This is a genomic window from Alteromonas sp. HB246098 (genome assembly GCF_054890645.1).
Genome location: NZ_JBTZUG010000006.1, coordinates 235,913 through 252,036 on the forward strand (window position 1 = coordinate 235,913; position 16,124 = coordinate 252,036).

Annotated in this window: 10 protein-coding genes; 6 read left to right on the top strand and 4 right to left on the bottom strand. The window is 45.2% G+C overall.

Annotated features, from left to right (window positions below; translation table 11 throughout):
* The 4 genes from ACYTPF_RS14320 to ACYTPF_RS14335 all read left to right on the top strand — a co-directional run bounded on the left by ACYTPF_RS14320 (position 1) and on the right by ACYTPF_RS14335 (position 7,240).
* Positions 1–4,002, top strand: coding sequence for a YhdP family protein (locus ACYTPF_RS14320; RefSeq protein WP_461852688.1), 4,002 nt, complete (start codon positions 1–3; stop codon positions 4,000–4,002).
* Complete coding sequence (locus tag ACYTPF_RS14325; protein WP_179982061.1) at positions 3,995–4,813, top strand: carbon-nitrogen hydrolase family protein; 819 nt, start codon at positions 3,995–3,997, stop codon at positions 4,811–4,813. The genes ACYTPF_RS14320 and ACYTPF_RS14325 overlap by 8 nt, the downstream gene beginning before the upstream one ends.
* Positions 4,806–6,248: a metalloprotease TldD gene (gene tldD, locus ACYTPF_RS14330; protein ID WP_461852689.1), complete on the top strand. Its 1,443-nt coding sequence runs from the start codon at positions 4,806–4,808 to the stop codon at positions 6,246–6,248. The genes ACYTPF_RS14325 and tldD overlap by 8 nt, the downstream gene beginning before the upstream one ends.
* A gap of 74 nt (positions 6,249–6,322) precedes the next feature.
* Positions 6,323–7,240 carry an acyl-CoA thioester hydrolase/BAAT C-terminal domain-containing protein gene (locus tag ACYTPF_RS14335; protein ID WP_461852690.1) on the top strand — a complete coding sequence of 306 codons (918 nt, stop codon included), beginning with the start codon at positions 6,323–6,325 and terminating at the stop codon, positions 7,238–7,240.
* 133 nt (positions 7,241–7,373) lie between these two features.
* Here ACYTPF_RS14335 and yjgA read toward each other — a convergent pair whose 3' ends face one another.
* A complete protein-coding gene (gene yjgA / locus ACYTPF_RS14340; protein WP_269917653.1) occupies positions 7,374–7,931 on the bottom strand; it encodes a ribosome biogenesis factor YjgA in 558 nt (185 codons plus the stop codon).
* 72 nt (positions 7,932–8,003) lie between these two features.
* Here yjgA and pmbA point away from each other — a divergent pair, with 72 nt between their 5' ends.
* On the top strand, positions 8,004–9,335 hold the full coding sequence (gene pmbA / locus ACYTPF_RS14345) for a metalloprotease PmbA (RefSeq protein WP_461852691.1): 1,332 nt from the start codon (positions 8,004–8,006) through the stop codon (positions 9,333–9,335).
* On the opposite strand, the gene ACYTPF_RS14350 is transcribed toward pmbA, so the two are convergent.
* Positions 9,332–10,186, bottom strand: a complete 855-nt coding sequence (locus tag ACYTPF_RS14350) for an AraC family transcriptional regulator (RefSeq protein WP_461852692.1) — start codon at positions 10,184–10,186, stop codon at positions 9,332–9,334. The genes pmbA and ACYTPF_RS14350 overlap by 4 nt on opposite strands.
* 104 nt (positions 10,187–10,290) lie before the next feature.
* On the opposite strand from ACYTPF_RS14350, the gene ACYTPF_RS14355 reads away from it, so the two are divergent.
* Positions 10,291–13,401 (top strand): beta-galactosidase, encoded by a 3,111-nt coding sequence (locus ACYTPF_RS14355; protein ID WP_461852693.1) that lies wholly within the window; start codon positions 10,291–10,293, stop codon positions 13,399–13,401.
* A gap of 78 nt (positions 13,402–13,479) precedes the next feature.
* Here the strand turns inward: ACYTPF_RS14355 and arcA are convergent, their stop codons facing one another.
* Positions 13,480–14,187, bottom strand: coding sequence for a two-component system response regulator ArcA (gene arcA / locus ACYTPF_RS14360; protein WP_014996957.1), 708 nt, complete (start codon positions 14,185–14,187; stop codon positions 13,480–13,482).
* Between the two features lie 160 nt (positions 14,188–14,347).
* Positions 14,348–15,988, bottom strand: a complete 1,641-nt coding sequence (locus tag ACYTPF_RS14365) for an ATP-binding protein (protein ID WP_461852694.1) — start codon at positions 15,986–15,988, stop codon at positions 14,348–14,350.
* Positions 15,989–16,124 lie beyond the last annotated feature (136 nt).

Below are 16,124 nucleotides of genomic sequence, written 5' to 3' on the forward strand. Positions count from 1 at the left end.
GTGACAAATTTTTCGTCGGTAGCCGCTTATCTACTCAAGAAGTTTTGGCTGCTAATTGCCGTATTGCTTGTACTTTTCGCGCTTGTATTGAGCGCTGCACGCTATGCTCTGCCGCATATTGAGCACAACAAACATTTGTTGGAAAATTATATAAATGAGCAATATGGTGTAAATCTATCCATAAAAAGTGTGCATGCAGTTTGGCAGCGCAGCGGCCCCAGCATTGTGCTCAATTCTGTGTCGCTGGCTAAAAGCGATGCATCTCCTGTGGCGTTGGACATTAGACAAATCTACGTTGAGCTAGATTTTTGGGAATCGCTACGCCATCAGCTTATTTCATCCAACCGTTTTGAACTGCGAGGCTTAAAACTCGATATTGATGCCGATCGCCTTTCCGGTGACGGCAAAAATAACTTTCCCGTGGTGAAGGCTCTTGAGCGACTTTTCCTAGAGCAACTGCAAAGCTTCTCGCTAGAAGACGGTGTGGTTTCCGTGACCCACCTTAACGAAACCAATTCCTTCGATATAGAGAGCTTATCCTGGAACAACCATGAAGAGAGGCACCAAGGGCTAGGACAACTGAAAGTTGCAGATTTAGCTGCTAACTCTGCGTCTTTCATTATTGATATAACGGGCACGCGAGAAGAGTTTGAGGGCGTGTTCTACGCCAAAGCCGAAGAACTTGATATTTCTCCTTGGGTAAGCGACCTGATAAAAACTAAGCGCCCGTTAGCCCAAAGCCGTGCAAACTTTGAGGTATGGACGAACTTTTCTCAAAGTGAAATCACGAGTATACAAGCTGAACTAAGTGAAAGCCTTTTAGAGTGGGGAAGTGGCCGTGCAAAAACGGTAACCGGCATCAGCGGTGGTAGCTTACAGGCGTTGCCTAACAATGGAAGTAAACAAGGCGGGTGGAATGTTAGAGTTGACCAGCTTGTACTTGCTTCAAGTAATGAAACCCTAACCACAGATCTTATTGGTAGCATTAGTGCAAACGGTGATGTGCTAATAAACACCATGAAGCCCCTGCAAATTAACCCGTTTTTACTGTTATTACCCCTTTTTATGGATGATACCAGTGAAGAGGAAATACGTGGGCTAAATCCGAAAGGCGAGTTAGCCACGTTGCAAATACAGCTGCACAATGGCCAACCGTCTTTGGCCGCTAAAGTGCTAGATGTGCAGTGGGATAAAACAGATAAGGTGCCAGGCCTTTCTTCCCTCAACGCCGATCTGTTTTGGTATAAAAATAATGGCGCCGTTTACTTAGAAAGTCAGGATAGCGTGTTAAGCGCTGATGGTGTCATCAAAAAAGACATTCATATAAACCAGTTCAAATCCCGTTTTTATATTTATCCAGAACAAGCAGGCCAAGCAGCAAAGCATTGGATAGTAAAAGGTAGCGATATGCTGCTAGATAGTGATGCTGTTAATTTGCACCCGCAGTTTAAACTGAATACAGCCACGGGGTTTATGTCGCTGTATGTCGATGTGAGCCCGCTGGCTTTAAATGAAGTAAGTAGCCTGTTTCCGGCTTCCTTAATGGGGGCTAATACCGACAAATATCTCACTCGCGCGTTTACTGGCGAAGGTCAAATCACAAATGCGCGTGTGCTGTGGCATGGCCGCACAAGTGACTTTCCCTTTGAAGACAATACCGGTGTTTTCCAGGCTTATGTTGATATCAAACAAGGGGATTTTCTTTTTGCGCCTAACTGGCCTGCGCTCAATAACTTAGATTTGTCTTTGTATTTTGTGAACAATGCCTTAGTGATGGAAAGCCCAAGTGCAACTCTTGCTGATGTGAATATAAGCAATATGTCGGCTGCTATACCTAGTTTTAAGCCTGGGGCCCGCTTGGCAATCTATGCTACCGGCACAGGTTCTGGCGAGGCGCTTACGGCGCTGATGATGGACTCATCCCTAAAAAATTCGCTGGGTAAGGTATTGAACGATGATGTGCAAATTAGTGGGCCGCTGTCTGCTGACATTAAGTTAGACATACCTTTTAAGGGCAATGATGTAGTGGCAACGGGTACCGCGCATTTATCTAACAACCCTGTCTATATCACAAAAACTAACATGCTGTTTGATAAAGCGTCGGGTGATGTGTCATTTACTAACGGAGATATAGATGCACGGGATCTTACTGCGCAATTTCTTCAGCAGCCGGTGAATTTATCGCTGTCTGGCAGGCAGAGCGACACCTACGACCTTCATGTAGAATTAGGTGGGCGTTGGCATGTACATCCGTTGGCTAACTATGTAAACACGGATCTCACCACGTATATTGATGGCGAAAGTGATTGGAACACTAAAGTAGACCTAACTCTTTCTGAAAGCGGCTTTGAATACTCTGCAAATCTCACGGCAGATTTAACCGCAACACAAAGTATATTACCTGCTCCCTTCGATACTTCAGCGGGTAGTAGCTTACCTCTACAGATAATCAGTACTGGCGATGGCAAAGCATCGAACGTCAAAGCCACCCTTGGCAGTAATATCCGTTTTGACGGTGTGCTTCCTCACAAAGAAATGCAGTTCTCGCGGGCGCACTTGGCCCTGGGTGAAAGCGATATTGCCAATATTGGAACAGGTTTTAGTATCAGTGCAAATTTGGCTCAAGCCGATGTACAAGAGTGGTTTACCACAATTGACATGTTGCTTTCAGGCAAAGGAAAAGATGCGGGAAACACCTATGCGCAAACTAATGTTCAGCCATCTATCGATTCAAAGGCTCCTGAAGCTAAGCGCACGAATTTGTTCGGCACGCCATCGCGTATATTTGCTAAAGCCGACATGCTTAATTTCGCTGGCCATAGCATTAAGAAGGCAGAACTGAACGCCACTGAGCGAAACAAGGATTGGATTTTAGACTTAGCCTCTCCTCAGGCCAGGGCAACCATTCGCATCAACAGTGATTTAGATGAGCAAGGCATTGAAGTAAATGCCGACTACTTGTCGTTAGCTAAACCTATTGACCCTGAAGCATCTGCGACAACAGATAATGATAATGACGCCGTGGTAGCCACTACTAGCAATGCTGCAAGCGAGGAAGATGAGTCACCGTATAATATTGACCCCAACACGCTGCCGCCCATTTATTTTTACTGTCAGTCTTGCGGCGTGCATGGTATTGATTTAGGTGAAGTAACATTAGACGTAGCGAAAGAAGATGACGGTCTAGCCATACGCCAGCTCTTAGTGAAGTCTGATGAAAGCAACGTAACCGCAACGGGCTATTGGAAGCACGTAGGCGGCGAGGTTAAAAGCGCGTTAAACGGAACCTTAACGTCTCCAGATGTTGGGCAAATGCTTAAAGAGTATGGCGTTGAATCGGGTATTAAAGATTCCAGTGCAAACGTGCAGTTCGACATTAACTGGCCAAATGCGCCAATGGACTTTGGGTTTGAACAGCTTAATGGCAATGTAGAGTGGTCACTATCTGATGGTTATCTTACGGAGTTGAGTGACAAGGGGTCGCGAATATTTACCTTGTTCAGTTTAAATTCGTTAGTACGAAAGCTAAGCCTAGATTTTCGTGACGTTTTTGCCAAGGGCTTTTTCTACGATGATATGGGCGGCACCTTAAGCATTGTTAACGGCAAAGCATATACTGACGATACAGAAATTGACGGCGGCGCAGGGGAAATAGAAATTACCGGCTTCACCGACTTGAATACGGGTGGGTTAAATTACAACGTGTCGTTCGCGCCTAATGTAACCGGTAACCTTCCGTTTCTTGTGTATTTCTTAGCAACGCCGCCTACCGCATTAGCTGCCCTTGCCATTGACCAAGTGTTGACCTCTGCGAAAGTCATTTCAAATGTGAACTATCGCGTAACGGGTACCATAAAAGAACCTAAGTTCGATGAAGTTGAACGTAACAGTAAAGACATTAGCTTACCTGCCCAAAATGCGCCTGTTCCAGCGAACCCGCAAGACAGGCCATTAACGGATGATGACGTACGCAGGCTGAAAATGGAGGTGATCGATGGTTAATTTAGTAGCACTACAAATGACTTCTACGCCAAATGTAGAAGAGAATCTCGATACAGTTGCAAGCGAAATGGCGGCGGCCAATATAGAAAAGGACAGTTTAGTGGTGTTGCCAGAGTGCTTCGCTTGCTTTGGCGGAAAAGATAAGGGTCAACTTGAAGTCGCTGAAGTTAAAGGTGATGGTGCAATACAGCGTCGTTTATCCTCACTTGCTAAGCAGCACCAATGCTACATAGTGTCAGGAACGTTTCCGGTTAAAACCGAAAACCCCGCTAAGTTTTCTGCTGCATGCATGTTATTTGGTCCAAGTGGCGAGCTTTTGGCTGACTATCGTAAAATTCATATGTTCGACGTATCGGTAAACGATAACACAGGCAGCTACAAAGAGTCGGCTACCACTGAAGCAGGAAGCGAAGTCGTCACTGTTCAAACGCCAATAGGCAACATTGGGCTTGCGGTGTGCTATGATGTACGTTTTCCAGGGTTATTTACTGCAATGGGCGATATCGATATTTTGGTGTTGCCTGCGGCCTTTACCCAGCGTACTGGAGAGGCCCATTGGCATGCGTTGTTGCAAGCCAGAGCCATTGAAAAACAGTGCTTCGTGGTAGCGCCAAATCAAAGTGGCGTTCATGCTAACGGTCGCGAAACCTATGGGCATAGTATTATCCTATCGCCTTGGGGCGAAACCCTAGCCGAACAAGCCTCAAAAACAGGGCTGGTATCGGCAAACATAGATATTGCAGCAAGAGAAACCATTAAACAGAATATGCCGGTTGCCGAACATAACCGATTCAGGAGTCACTTTGTCTAAATCTGTTGAGCGTCATTTATTATCTGACTCAGGCCTAGATATTACAAAGCTAGAGAGCGCGCTAGCGACCATTCATCGCCACGACACCGACTATGCCGATTTGTATTTTCAGTCGAGCCAACACGAAAGTTGGGTTTTGGAAGACGGTATTATCAAAGAAGGCAGCTATAACATTGAGCGCGGCGTAGGCGTACGTGCTATTAGCGGTGAAAAAACGGGTTTCGCTTATTCTGATGAAATAAGTGAAGAAGCGTTAACTAAAGCGTGCAAAGCGGCCCGCGGTATTGCGCCAAGCGGCGGTACCCAACAAGTTGCTGGCTTGGGTCACAAGAGCGTTGAAGCGCGCTACGCCGAAAATAATCCTATTCTTGCGATGCAAGATGCCGAGAAAATTTCATTGCTTAAAGCAGTAGATGCTTATATCCGTAAGCAAGAGCCGTCTGCCAATCAGGTGGTAGTAAGTTTAAGCGGCGTATATGAAGAAATTTTAGTTGCCGGTAGCGACGGTACGTTGGCCACAGATATTCGTCCGCTTGTGCGCTTAAACTGCTCAGTATTGCTAGAACAAGGTGATAGACGCGAGCGCGGCTCAGCGGGAGCTGGTGGGCGATATGCTTACTCATTCTTTAAGCAAGATGAAGATGGCAAACCCTATTATGAGCAATTAGCCGATGATGCACTTCATATGGCGCGGGTTAACATGCAGGCAGTGGCCTCACCAGCAGGCGCTATGCCTGTGGTATTAGGTAACGGTTGGCCTGGTGTATTGCTTCACGAAGCTGTGGGTCACGGTCTTGAAGGTGATTTTAACCGTAAAGGTGCATCAACTTTCAGCGGTCGCATTGGCGAGCGCGTAGCTGCCAAAGGTGTAACGGTTGTTGATGACGGTACATTAAGCGACCGTCGCGGTTCGTTATCGGTTGATGACGAAGGCACCCCAACGGCGCATAACGTGCTAATTGAAGACGGTATTTTAAAGGGATACATGCAGGATAAACACAACGCCAAGCTAATGGGCGTTGCACCTACCGGAAATGGCCGTCGAGAATCTTACGCTCACTTGCCTATGCCTCGTATGACCAATACTTACATGCTGGAAGGTGAGCACGATCCGAAAGAAATTATCGCCTCTATCGACAAAGGAATTTACGCGCCGAACTTCGCTGGCGGTCAGGTAGATATTACCTCTGGTAAATTCGTGTTCTCTAGCGCTGAAGCTTACCTTATCGAAAACGGTAAAATTACTGCACCAGTTAAAGGGGCAACCTTAATTGGTAACGGCCCTGAGGTTATGCAAAAAATCTCAATGATTGGTAACGACACTGCGCTAGATAAAGGCGTGGGTGTATGCGGTAAAGACGGTCAAAGCGTACCGGTGGGCGTAGGTCAGCCTACACTTAAAATTGACGAGCTAACAGTGGGCGGTACGGCATAATAACTTCGCCATGTCAGTGGCTTACACAAGCGTAAGCCACTACAGTTTTTCGGTCTAGATAAAAGGAATTATCGGTGATTATCCGCCTATTAAAATGGCTTAGTTTCTCAGCACTGCTACTAGTGCTCTCTGCTGTTGGATATGCTCTCTTTATTCAGCTTTCCTTCGATAGCACAAAACCTATTGTAAACTATGGCAGTGTAAACACAGAGCTTTTCACAGATGAGTCACAAAACCGCCCGCTGCTTGTTTATTTTGGTGGCAGCGAAGGTGGAAATAGTATGTCGAGGGCTTCTAATTCATCTGAAAGAAATAAATATTTAGATGCGGGGTATGCCGTTCTCGCGATAGGGTATTTCAAGATGCCAGGCTTACCTGAAGAACTTGATCGTATATCACTAGATGCAATTTACGAAAAAGTAATAGAGGCCCAGCAATTGCCCTTTATTAACTCTCAGTGTGTTGCAGTGATGGGAGGCTCTAAGGGAGCAGAGTTGGCTTTGCTACTAGCGTCACTATATCCCGACATCGACGGTGCTGTCGCGTTCGCAGGTAGCCATGTTTCTTTTGCAAGCCCCTCTTTTAGGACTGGAGCATCTACCGCTTCATTTCAATACAATGGTCGTGACATCCCCTTTGTTCAAATACCAAATAGCGCTATCCCTAGCATGCTTACCGGAGATTTTCGCGAAGCATATAAAGTCGCGCTTGAAGAGGGGAAGAGGGACATAGTTAATGCAGTAATTCGCGTCGAGGATATAAAGGGCCCAGTATTACTAGTTTCTGGTGAAAATGATCATGTTTGGCCATCTGCAGAAATGTCAGAGAAAGTCATTAAGCGACTTGGGGAAAACAAATTTGCTTATCCGTACGAGCATATTATGGCACCGGATGGTGACCATTTTGTGCCTCAAAACGAATATCACGGTCACGCTATTGCTTTTTTAAACAAACATTTTAAAGCTAGCTGCCAACAAGAAGATGGCAATTAAAGTGTAAAAGGCAACTTTAATCAGGAATAAGTAGATAGCTGTTAATACTTCCTGCTTGTCGTTTGCAATGTTTACGAAAAAGCAGGCTTCCCATGCTGAGAAGCCGCATTAATTTAGTGTGGAAGCACTTTTGTTAATCTTCGTGAATAACGTCTTTCAAATACTGAAACAACTCTCGGAACGCTTTGGGTGGCGCATTCTTTTCGCGCTCTTTCTTAATTTGGCGGTGGAATTGACGCAGCTTCTGGCGATCAAGTTCAGGGTGCGCTTCAATCAACTTCTGAATAGCTGGGTCGCCCTGCTCAATTACCGCTTCTCTGGCTTTCTCTAGCGCATGAAAAGCCGCGTTTGCTGCTTGGTGTTGATGCGTTAGTTTTGCTAGCGCTTCTTCTATATCGGCAGTATCGCGATTACGCAGAGCTTTACCAATAAACTGAAGCTGGCGTCGATAACCATCTTTTTTCTTGTTAACTTTACGGGCAATAGCAACGGCATCGGCCAACTCTTCATCCATAGGAATAGTGGCAATGTGTGCATCGGTTAAGTTAACCAAGGTTTCGCCTAGCTTATGAAGCTCTTTTGCTTGACGCTTCAGCTCAGTTTTACTGACAAACTCTTCCTCTTCGAACTCATCTGCTTGCGCATCTTCGAAGTAAGGATCTTCAGGAGAATTGTATTTCTGATCACTCATTTCAAACTCATTAGTGTTACACTTTAGCTAAATTGTAACTATCACAGTCGAATTAAGACAGCGAAACTTACTATGCAAATTGAGCAGCAGTTAGCCGACATTCAAAATGTCGTAGATGATGTACTAAAATTAGCCGTTTCAAAAGGCGCAACGCAAGCTGAAGCCAGCATGTCGAAAGTGCAGGGCATCGCCGTATCTTCACGTATGCAAGAAGTTGAAAACGTTGAATTTACCAACGACGGTGGCTTAGGTATAAGCGTATACGTAGGCAAGCGAAAAGGCAGTGCTTCTACTGCTGATTTAAGCAAAGCAGCGTTAACATTAGCGGTAGAAAAAGCCGTAGATATTGCACGTTACACCAGTGAAGATCCTTGTACTGGTTTGGCCGATGCTGACCTTATTGCTACTGAATTCCCAGATTTAGACCTGTATCACCCCGAAGAATTAGATACTGAAAAGGCCATTAAAACTACCATTGAGGCTGAAAAAGCAGCAATGGATTACGACTCGCGCATTACCAATTCAGATGGCGCTTCGTATAACGCAAATTTAGGTATGCGCGTTTATGGCAACACCCATGGTATAAACGCAGGCTACCCTAGTAGCCGCTATTCTTTAAGCTGTATGGTTATTGGCGCACAAGATGACGATATGCAGCGCGATTATGCCTACACGGTAAGCCGTAAGGCCGATTTGTTGCAATCAGCAAGTGCTGTAGGCATTGACGCTGCAAAAGCAACTGTAGACCGTTTAGGCGCCCGTAAAATTAACACGGCGAACGTACCTGTACTCTTACACCGCGACATCGCATCTAGCTTGTTTGGTCACTATGTCGGTGCTATCAGCGGTGGCAGCCTTTATCGTCGTTCTAGTTTCTTACTTGATAGCCTTGGCGAGCAAGTTTTCCCAGAATGGCTTAACGTTGAAGAACGCCCGTTTATTAAAGGCGGCTTAGCAAGCTCTAGCTTCGACAACGAAGGTGTAGCCTGTGCAGATATGACAATAGTCGATGGCGGTAAATTAGCCACATACCTTTATACGACGTACTCTTCGCGTAAGCTAAATACTCGGTCTAACGGTCATGCTGGTGGTATTCACAATTGGCTAGTAGGCGATACAGGACATAGCGACGCCGAGCTTCTAAAAGAAATGAGCACAGGACTATTTGTGACCGAACTTATGGGGCAGGGCGTTAATGGTGTAACCGGTGATTACTCGCGCGGTGCTGCGGGCTACTGGGTTGAGAATGGCATTATTCAATACCCAGTCCATGAAGTAACCATTGCCGGTAACCTAAAAGATATGTTCAAAGGCATTGTGGCTATTGGTGCTGAAAAAGATGTGCGCGGCAGTGTTCAGACTGGCTCTGTGCTTATCGACCAAATGAAGATAGCGGGCAGCTAGCTCGCGTTTTCTCGAAACGCTGAAGGAGAGAGACCTGTCGATTTCTTAAAGCGTTTTGAGAAAGTAAATACATTTGTGTAGCCCACATAGCTTGCAATGTAGGAAACGGGCCACTGCGTGCTTAACAATAAGCTTTTGGCCCGTGCCATCCGCAAATGAATAACGTGCTGTTTTGGGCTTCGCCCAAACACTTGTAAGCACAACCTATGAAGGTGGGGGGCAGAGTAATGGGCCTTTTCACTTAAGCTTTTCATATCCCAGTCAAACTGTAGCTGTTTATCAACTACTGAAAACAGCGCATGTACCCGGCTTATTTGGCGCCGCTCCTTTTCGTCACTGGCATGCTTTTTACCTAATGGAGCATCTGCTATGCGGCACAGGTAACGAGAAACAAACTGCATGGCAGCGCGACGGCTATCAAGGTCGCGTTCCAAGTACACAAGTTCCATGGCGTGATGCAGTCCTTCTAGCATGGCGTTATCTACAACTAGGGCATCGCTTTTTCTAAATGACTTCCAGCGCTCGGTATTAGCTAAATTTACCCAAATTATGTCCCACTGCTCGCTGATAATGGAAACTTCAAAGCTTTGTCCAGCAGGTAAAATAATAAGCTGCCCTTCATTTAGCTGTAGTTCGCCTGATGGAACGCGAAACTTTCCTTGCCCCTTTATGCTATAGAACAAGGTATGGTTAGGCGGAGAAACACGCCCCACCGTATAGTTCCCTGATAAGTTAGAGCATCCTGCCAGTTCAATGTCTAGGCTGCTGATTTCTGGCGCGTTACTACTATCTATAAAGCGTTCGAAGCAGTTGGGGCCAATATCTACAATGTCTCTGAAGATAGGTTGCATAAATGTAAAATGATAGTTTTGGATAAATAGATGTAAGTTTAGAGCATAAAGGATCTGTAGAAAGTTAGCTATATTTCGTTTAACGAAAAAGTAAAGGAAATGACATGCTTAATGTTTCCCAAGTAGTCGCTCAAAAAGACTGGCAAAACCCAGTTGTGTTTCAAAGAAACCGCATCAGTGCCCACAGTCCACATTACGGATACAAAACGCTAGAAGATGCACTGTACAGTACCAATGCGCAAAAGCGCAGTTTAAATGGCCAATGGGATTTTCGTTTGTTTGATGCCCCAGAAAGCGTACCTGAAAGCCTACTTACTAAAACGTTGAGTAATGATGAATCTGAAAATTGGCAGCCTATTACCGTGCCGTCCAACTGGCAGCTACAGGGCTACGACAAACCTATTTATTGCAACGTTAAATATCCGTTTGCAGTAAATCCGCCTGTAGTACCTAGCGATAACCCAACGGGTTGCTATCGCACTACGTTCAACGTTTCCAATGATGAACTAAAGCAGCGTAACCACATTGTGTTTGAAGGCGTAAATAGCGCCTTTCACCTTTGGTGTAACGGCGAGTATGTAGGTTATTCTCAAGATAGTCGCTTGCCTGCTGAATTCGATTTATCCCGCCTCTTAGTAGAGGGTGAAAACCGCTTGGCTGTTATGGTGATCAGATGGTCTGACGGTAGCTATTTAGAAGACCAAGATATGTGGTGGCTCAGCGGCATCTTTCGCGGCGTTAATTTAGTCACTAAACCTCAACATCACATTCAGGACGTGTTCGTTACGCCAAAGCTTGATGCGTGTTACCGCGACGCTACGGTTTCAGTTCGTACTGCTATCAATGCGCCATCTACCTTTAAAGTGGGCATCCAGCTTTTTGATGGCGATAGCGCTGTTACCGAGCAAGTTATTACCGGTACCAACAATAAGCGTATTGATGAAAAGGGCGGTTGGGATGATGTGGTTTTCCAAACATTAGATGTGAAAGAGCCCAAACACTGGACCGCGGAAACACCAAACTTGTACCGTATTGTGGTATCCCTTATTGATGAGAGTGGTAACACGGTGGACTTTGAAGCCTACAATGTTGGCTTTCGAAATATTGAAATGAGAAATGGCCAGCTATTGGTTAACGGCAAAGCTGTTCTTATTCGCGGCGTTAACCGACATGAGCACCATCAGCTTAAAGGCCATGCCATCAATGAAGATGACATGCTTGAAGACATTAAGCTATTAAAGCAAAACAACTTCAACGCCGTGCGTACTGCACATTACCCAAATCACCCTCGCTGGTATGAGCTTTGCGATGAATATGGGCTCTATGTGGTAGATGAAGCGAATATCGAAACCCACGGTATGTTCCCAATGGGAAGACTTTCTCGCGACCCACTTTGGGCCGGTGCTTACATGGCGCGCTTCACCCAAATGGTCGAGCGAGACAAAAACCACCCTTGTATTATCATCTGGTCGTTAGGTAACGAGTGTGGTCATGGGCCTACCCACGACGCCATGTATGGCTGGGCCAAGTCATTTGACCCATCACGACCTGTGCAATATGAAGGTGGTGGTGCCGACACTACGGCGACCGACATTATTGCGCCCATGTACGCAAGAGTTGATACTGACGTTAAGGACGATGCTGTACCTAAATGGGCCATTAAAAAGTGGTTGTCGATGCCGGGTGAAAACCGCCCCGTTATTTTATGTGAGTATGCCCATGCTATGGGTAACAGCTTGGGCAGCTTTGATGAATATTGGAAAGCATTTAAAGAGTATCCGCGTCTTCAAGGCGGTTTTATCTGGGACTGGGTTGACCAAGGGTTAACTAAGTACACTGACAGTGGTGAAGCTTACTGGGCTTACGGTGGCGACTTTGGTGATATCGATAACGATCGTCAGTTCTGTATTAATGGATTGCTGTTCCCAGACAGAACGCCACATCCCCACTTGTTTGAAGCAAAATACTGTCAGCAGCACTTAAGCTTTTCGCTGGTTGAAAAAGACAACAAGTTTGAGCTTACAGTAAGTAGTGATTACCTGTTTAGACGCACAGACAATGAGTTGTTGCGTTGGCAAGTACTAGAAAACGGAAAACCGATTGCTGAAGCAACGGGCGAGCTCGAAATCAATATAGGTCCGCAACAAGCACAAATGCTGACCCTAACCCCTGAAATTACGTTTAAAGCAGGGGCTGAGTATCATTTAAATATTGATGTTGTAACAGCGAATGACTGCGCGTGGGCGGGTGCAGGGCATGTTATGGACACCGCGCAGTTAGCACTAACCAATATGTGCGGTATGGTCCCATTTTCTTTCAATGAGCAAGACGACAAAAGTGAACTAGTTATTGAGGCCCAAGATGGGATGCTACTGGTAAATGTCCGAAACAACGTATTTAGCTTCAACAGTGAAAGTGGGCTGTTAACGTCATGGCTGCAGGGGAATAATGAAACTCTAAGCGCGCCGTTAGAGGATAATTTCTTTCGAGCGCCGCTGGATAACGATATTGGGGTAAGTGAAGTCGATAACCCCGATCCGAACGCCTGGGAGTCCCGCTGGCGTCGTGCTGGTATAGGCGAATGGTCACGCACTTGTACGGGTATAAACGTCGAACAGGGCGCGCAAGACGTACGCATAACGTCGTTATTCGAGTATCACTATGGTCAAAAGCTAATGGCTTCAACTAAGTGGGTTTATACCCTAGATGTACAAGCCAAGCTTTCAGTAGATGTAGAGGTGTTGTTAGACGATGGTTTACCGCCAATGCCGCGAATTGGTATGCAAACGGCAGTGCCTATAGCCGAAGAGCGTACGTCGGTTACTTGGCAGGGGCTCGGGCCGTTTGAAAACTACCCAGACAGAAAAGCAGCGGCGCGCTATGGCCACTACACCTTACCTATTAATGCTATGCAAACGCGCTACGTGTTCCCAACGGATAATGGCTTGCGTAGTCACTGTAAAAAGCTAGCCATTGGTGAATTAACTGCCAGCGGGCAGTTCCACTTCAGCGTAAGTGAATATGGGCAAGTACAGTTGGATAAGGCAAAACATACCTGTGATTTAGCCCTTCAAGATTGTGTGTTTGTCTATATTGACCATGCTCACATGGGCGTGGGCGGCGATGACTCGTGGAGCCCAAGTACACACAAAGCCTTCTTATTGGAAGAAAAGCGCTATCGCTACTCGGTTTACTTTAGCGCTACTGCTAGCTAGTCAGATACCATTACGCACAAAAAAGCCGCTACATGATAGCGGCTTTTTTATTAACTCAATATTCGTTCAGGCAGCGGTTTAGCCGTCAACCTGACCGCAGAAACGGTAACCTTCACCGTGGATAGTTACAATCAATTCTTCATCTGTTGGATCTGACTCGAAGTGCTTACGAATACGACGAATAGTAACGTCAACCGTACGGTCATTTGGACGAAGCTCGCGACCTGTCATTTCCATAATTAGCTGTTCACGGGTAAGGATCTTACCTGGGTTGCTTAGGAAAAGGTGAAGCGCACGGAATTCACTACGAGGTAGACGGAATTCTTTACCGTTAGGAGAAATCAATGAACGGCTGTCACCGTCAAGGGTCCAACCGTTAAAGCTTACACGGCTTGGTAAATCGTCATCTTCTGAAGAGTTTGTTGTACGAGACAGTAAGTTGCGCGCGCGGATAGTTAATTCACGAGGATTGAATGGCTTAGTCAGATAGTCGTCTGCGCCAATTTCAAGACCTAGAATGCGGTCAACGTCGTTGTCACGGCCTGTTAGGAAGATAAGGCCAACGTTTTTACGATCACGTACTTCACGCGCTAAAATCAGGCCGTTTTTGCCCGGTAGGTTGATATCCATGATAACCAAATTGATAGCGTGATTCTCGAAGAAATCATGCATTTGATCACCATTTTCGGCTTCAAATACATTATACCCTTCCGCTTCAAATAAACTCTTAAGCGTGGTACGGGTTACCACCTCATCTTCAACAATTAACACATTTGGCGTCTGCATGGTGTTTTACACTCTTTCTAAAATACGATTTAAGCAACTAACTGGTTAAATTTTAATATTCATATACTTGATTGCAAGTAACTTGTGAATATTCTTACTGTTAAGGTATTGGGATTAGCCAATAAAAATCAAGAAAAGTTCATACTTTATACAACTATTCTCATGTTTTCGCATTAACAACAGGGAAGATAATGACAAATTCTACCCCGTTGCCCTCCTCGCTGGTAATCGATATTGAACCATTAAGGGCCTGCGTAACTAAGTTGTATACTAAGTGCATTCCCAATCCTGAACCGCCTTGCCCACGTTTAGTAGTTACAAAGGGGTCAAAAATCCGCTTGCGGATTTCCGGGGAAATGCCTTTTCCGTTATCGGTATAAACAAGCTTGAGCTTATCATTGCTAACCAACTCGGCACTAATATCAATGGTGCCTTTATCCATAGATTCAAACCCATGGATAACCGAATTCATTATTAAATTAATCAAAATTTGATTTATTGGGCCAGCCTTCGTTTCAACGCTAAGGGTAGGGTCGCAATTTACGTTGATGTTGTGTTTTAATTTTTTGAGTCGAGGCTGCAATGACAACAGTATCTCATTAACTAGCTGTACAACGCAAAAACTTCTACTAGATTCTGAGGTTTGATCTACGGCAACCTGCTTAAAACTACTAATAAGCTCGGCAGCTCTGTTCAAATTGCGGTAAATAATATTCAGGTTTTCATTACTCTCATCCAAAAAGCGCTTCATTGCGCTGGCTTTTAGCGTTTTATTCTCAAAGTCTTTCTGAATAACAGCCAACCTGTCTAACATCATGGTTGATGCAGTTACGCCTAAACCTATTGGTGTATTAACTTCATGTGCGACACCGGCAACCATATCACCGAGGGACGCCATTTTTTCATTCTGCACGATTTGCCGCTGAAACTGGTGCAGCTTTTCTAATGTTTGAATAAGCTCTTGGTTCGCGTCTTTTAGTGCTGTTGTTCGATGGCTGACCATATCTTCAAGACTGGCATTAAGTTTTCTGTGCTGCTCCTCTGCCTGTCTTTGTTTTTGCATGTATTCTTGCATGCGTAGCAGCAATACGTTCACCGAATCAGCTAAAATGTCGAGCTCTTTAATGCTAGAGCCCTTAGCGCGAGCTGAATAGTCACGCTGTCGGGACGTGCGTTGTAAAAAATTGGCGATACTTTTCACCGGACCAGTTACAAAGCGCTGCATTCTTAGTGCAGAGTAAAGGCTTATGGCTAATAGCACTAAAGCTACTGCTAAATTTAGCCAAATTGACTTCCCTACCAGTTGGTTAAAGTTGTCTGAGGAAACCCTTAAATATACCCAACCTAACTGGATGTTGGTCTCTGGGTCGAACACTTTTGCACTCAGTTCAAGGTAATGCCCGTTATCAGCCAGTATTGGATTCATAACCATGGAAGCTAACTGGTTTTCCTTGCCACCTAATAAAAGCTGCCCCTCTTTATTGTACGAGGCAAAAATTTCTGGCTGAGATGTGCCATTTTGGGCTTTGTACACGTGAGCATTGAGTACATGCTCTGCAGCTGTAAGGTTGCTTAACGCAACTTCTATACGTTCAGGGGTTTCATCATATAGATAGGTAGATGAGCTTCTAGCGACCAACTTAGCCAGCATCATTGCGTTAGATTCAAGCTCATGGCGATAGGTTTTTATTTGGGTATAAACAGCAAGGCCCGACAACACTGCAATTGAGAAGGTGATAATAGACATTACCACCCAAAGAAAGAGGCTTTTTATAGAAAGCTTTACTGCCTTATCCGTCATACCTGCCTTGTGTACTGTCCGTTCACGTCATCCGTTTTTTAATAGTGGCGCAAAAGTAGGCAAAAAGAAAGGCGCTTATAAACAATAATTAATGTAGAAGGTTACAGAGCTATTACCTATTTTCGCTACGGTTTTT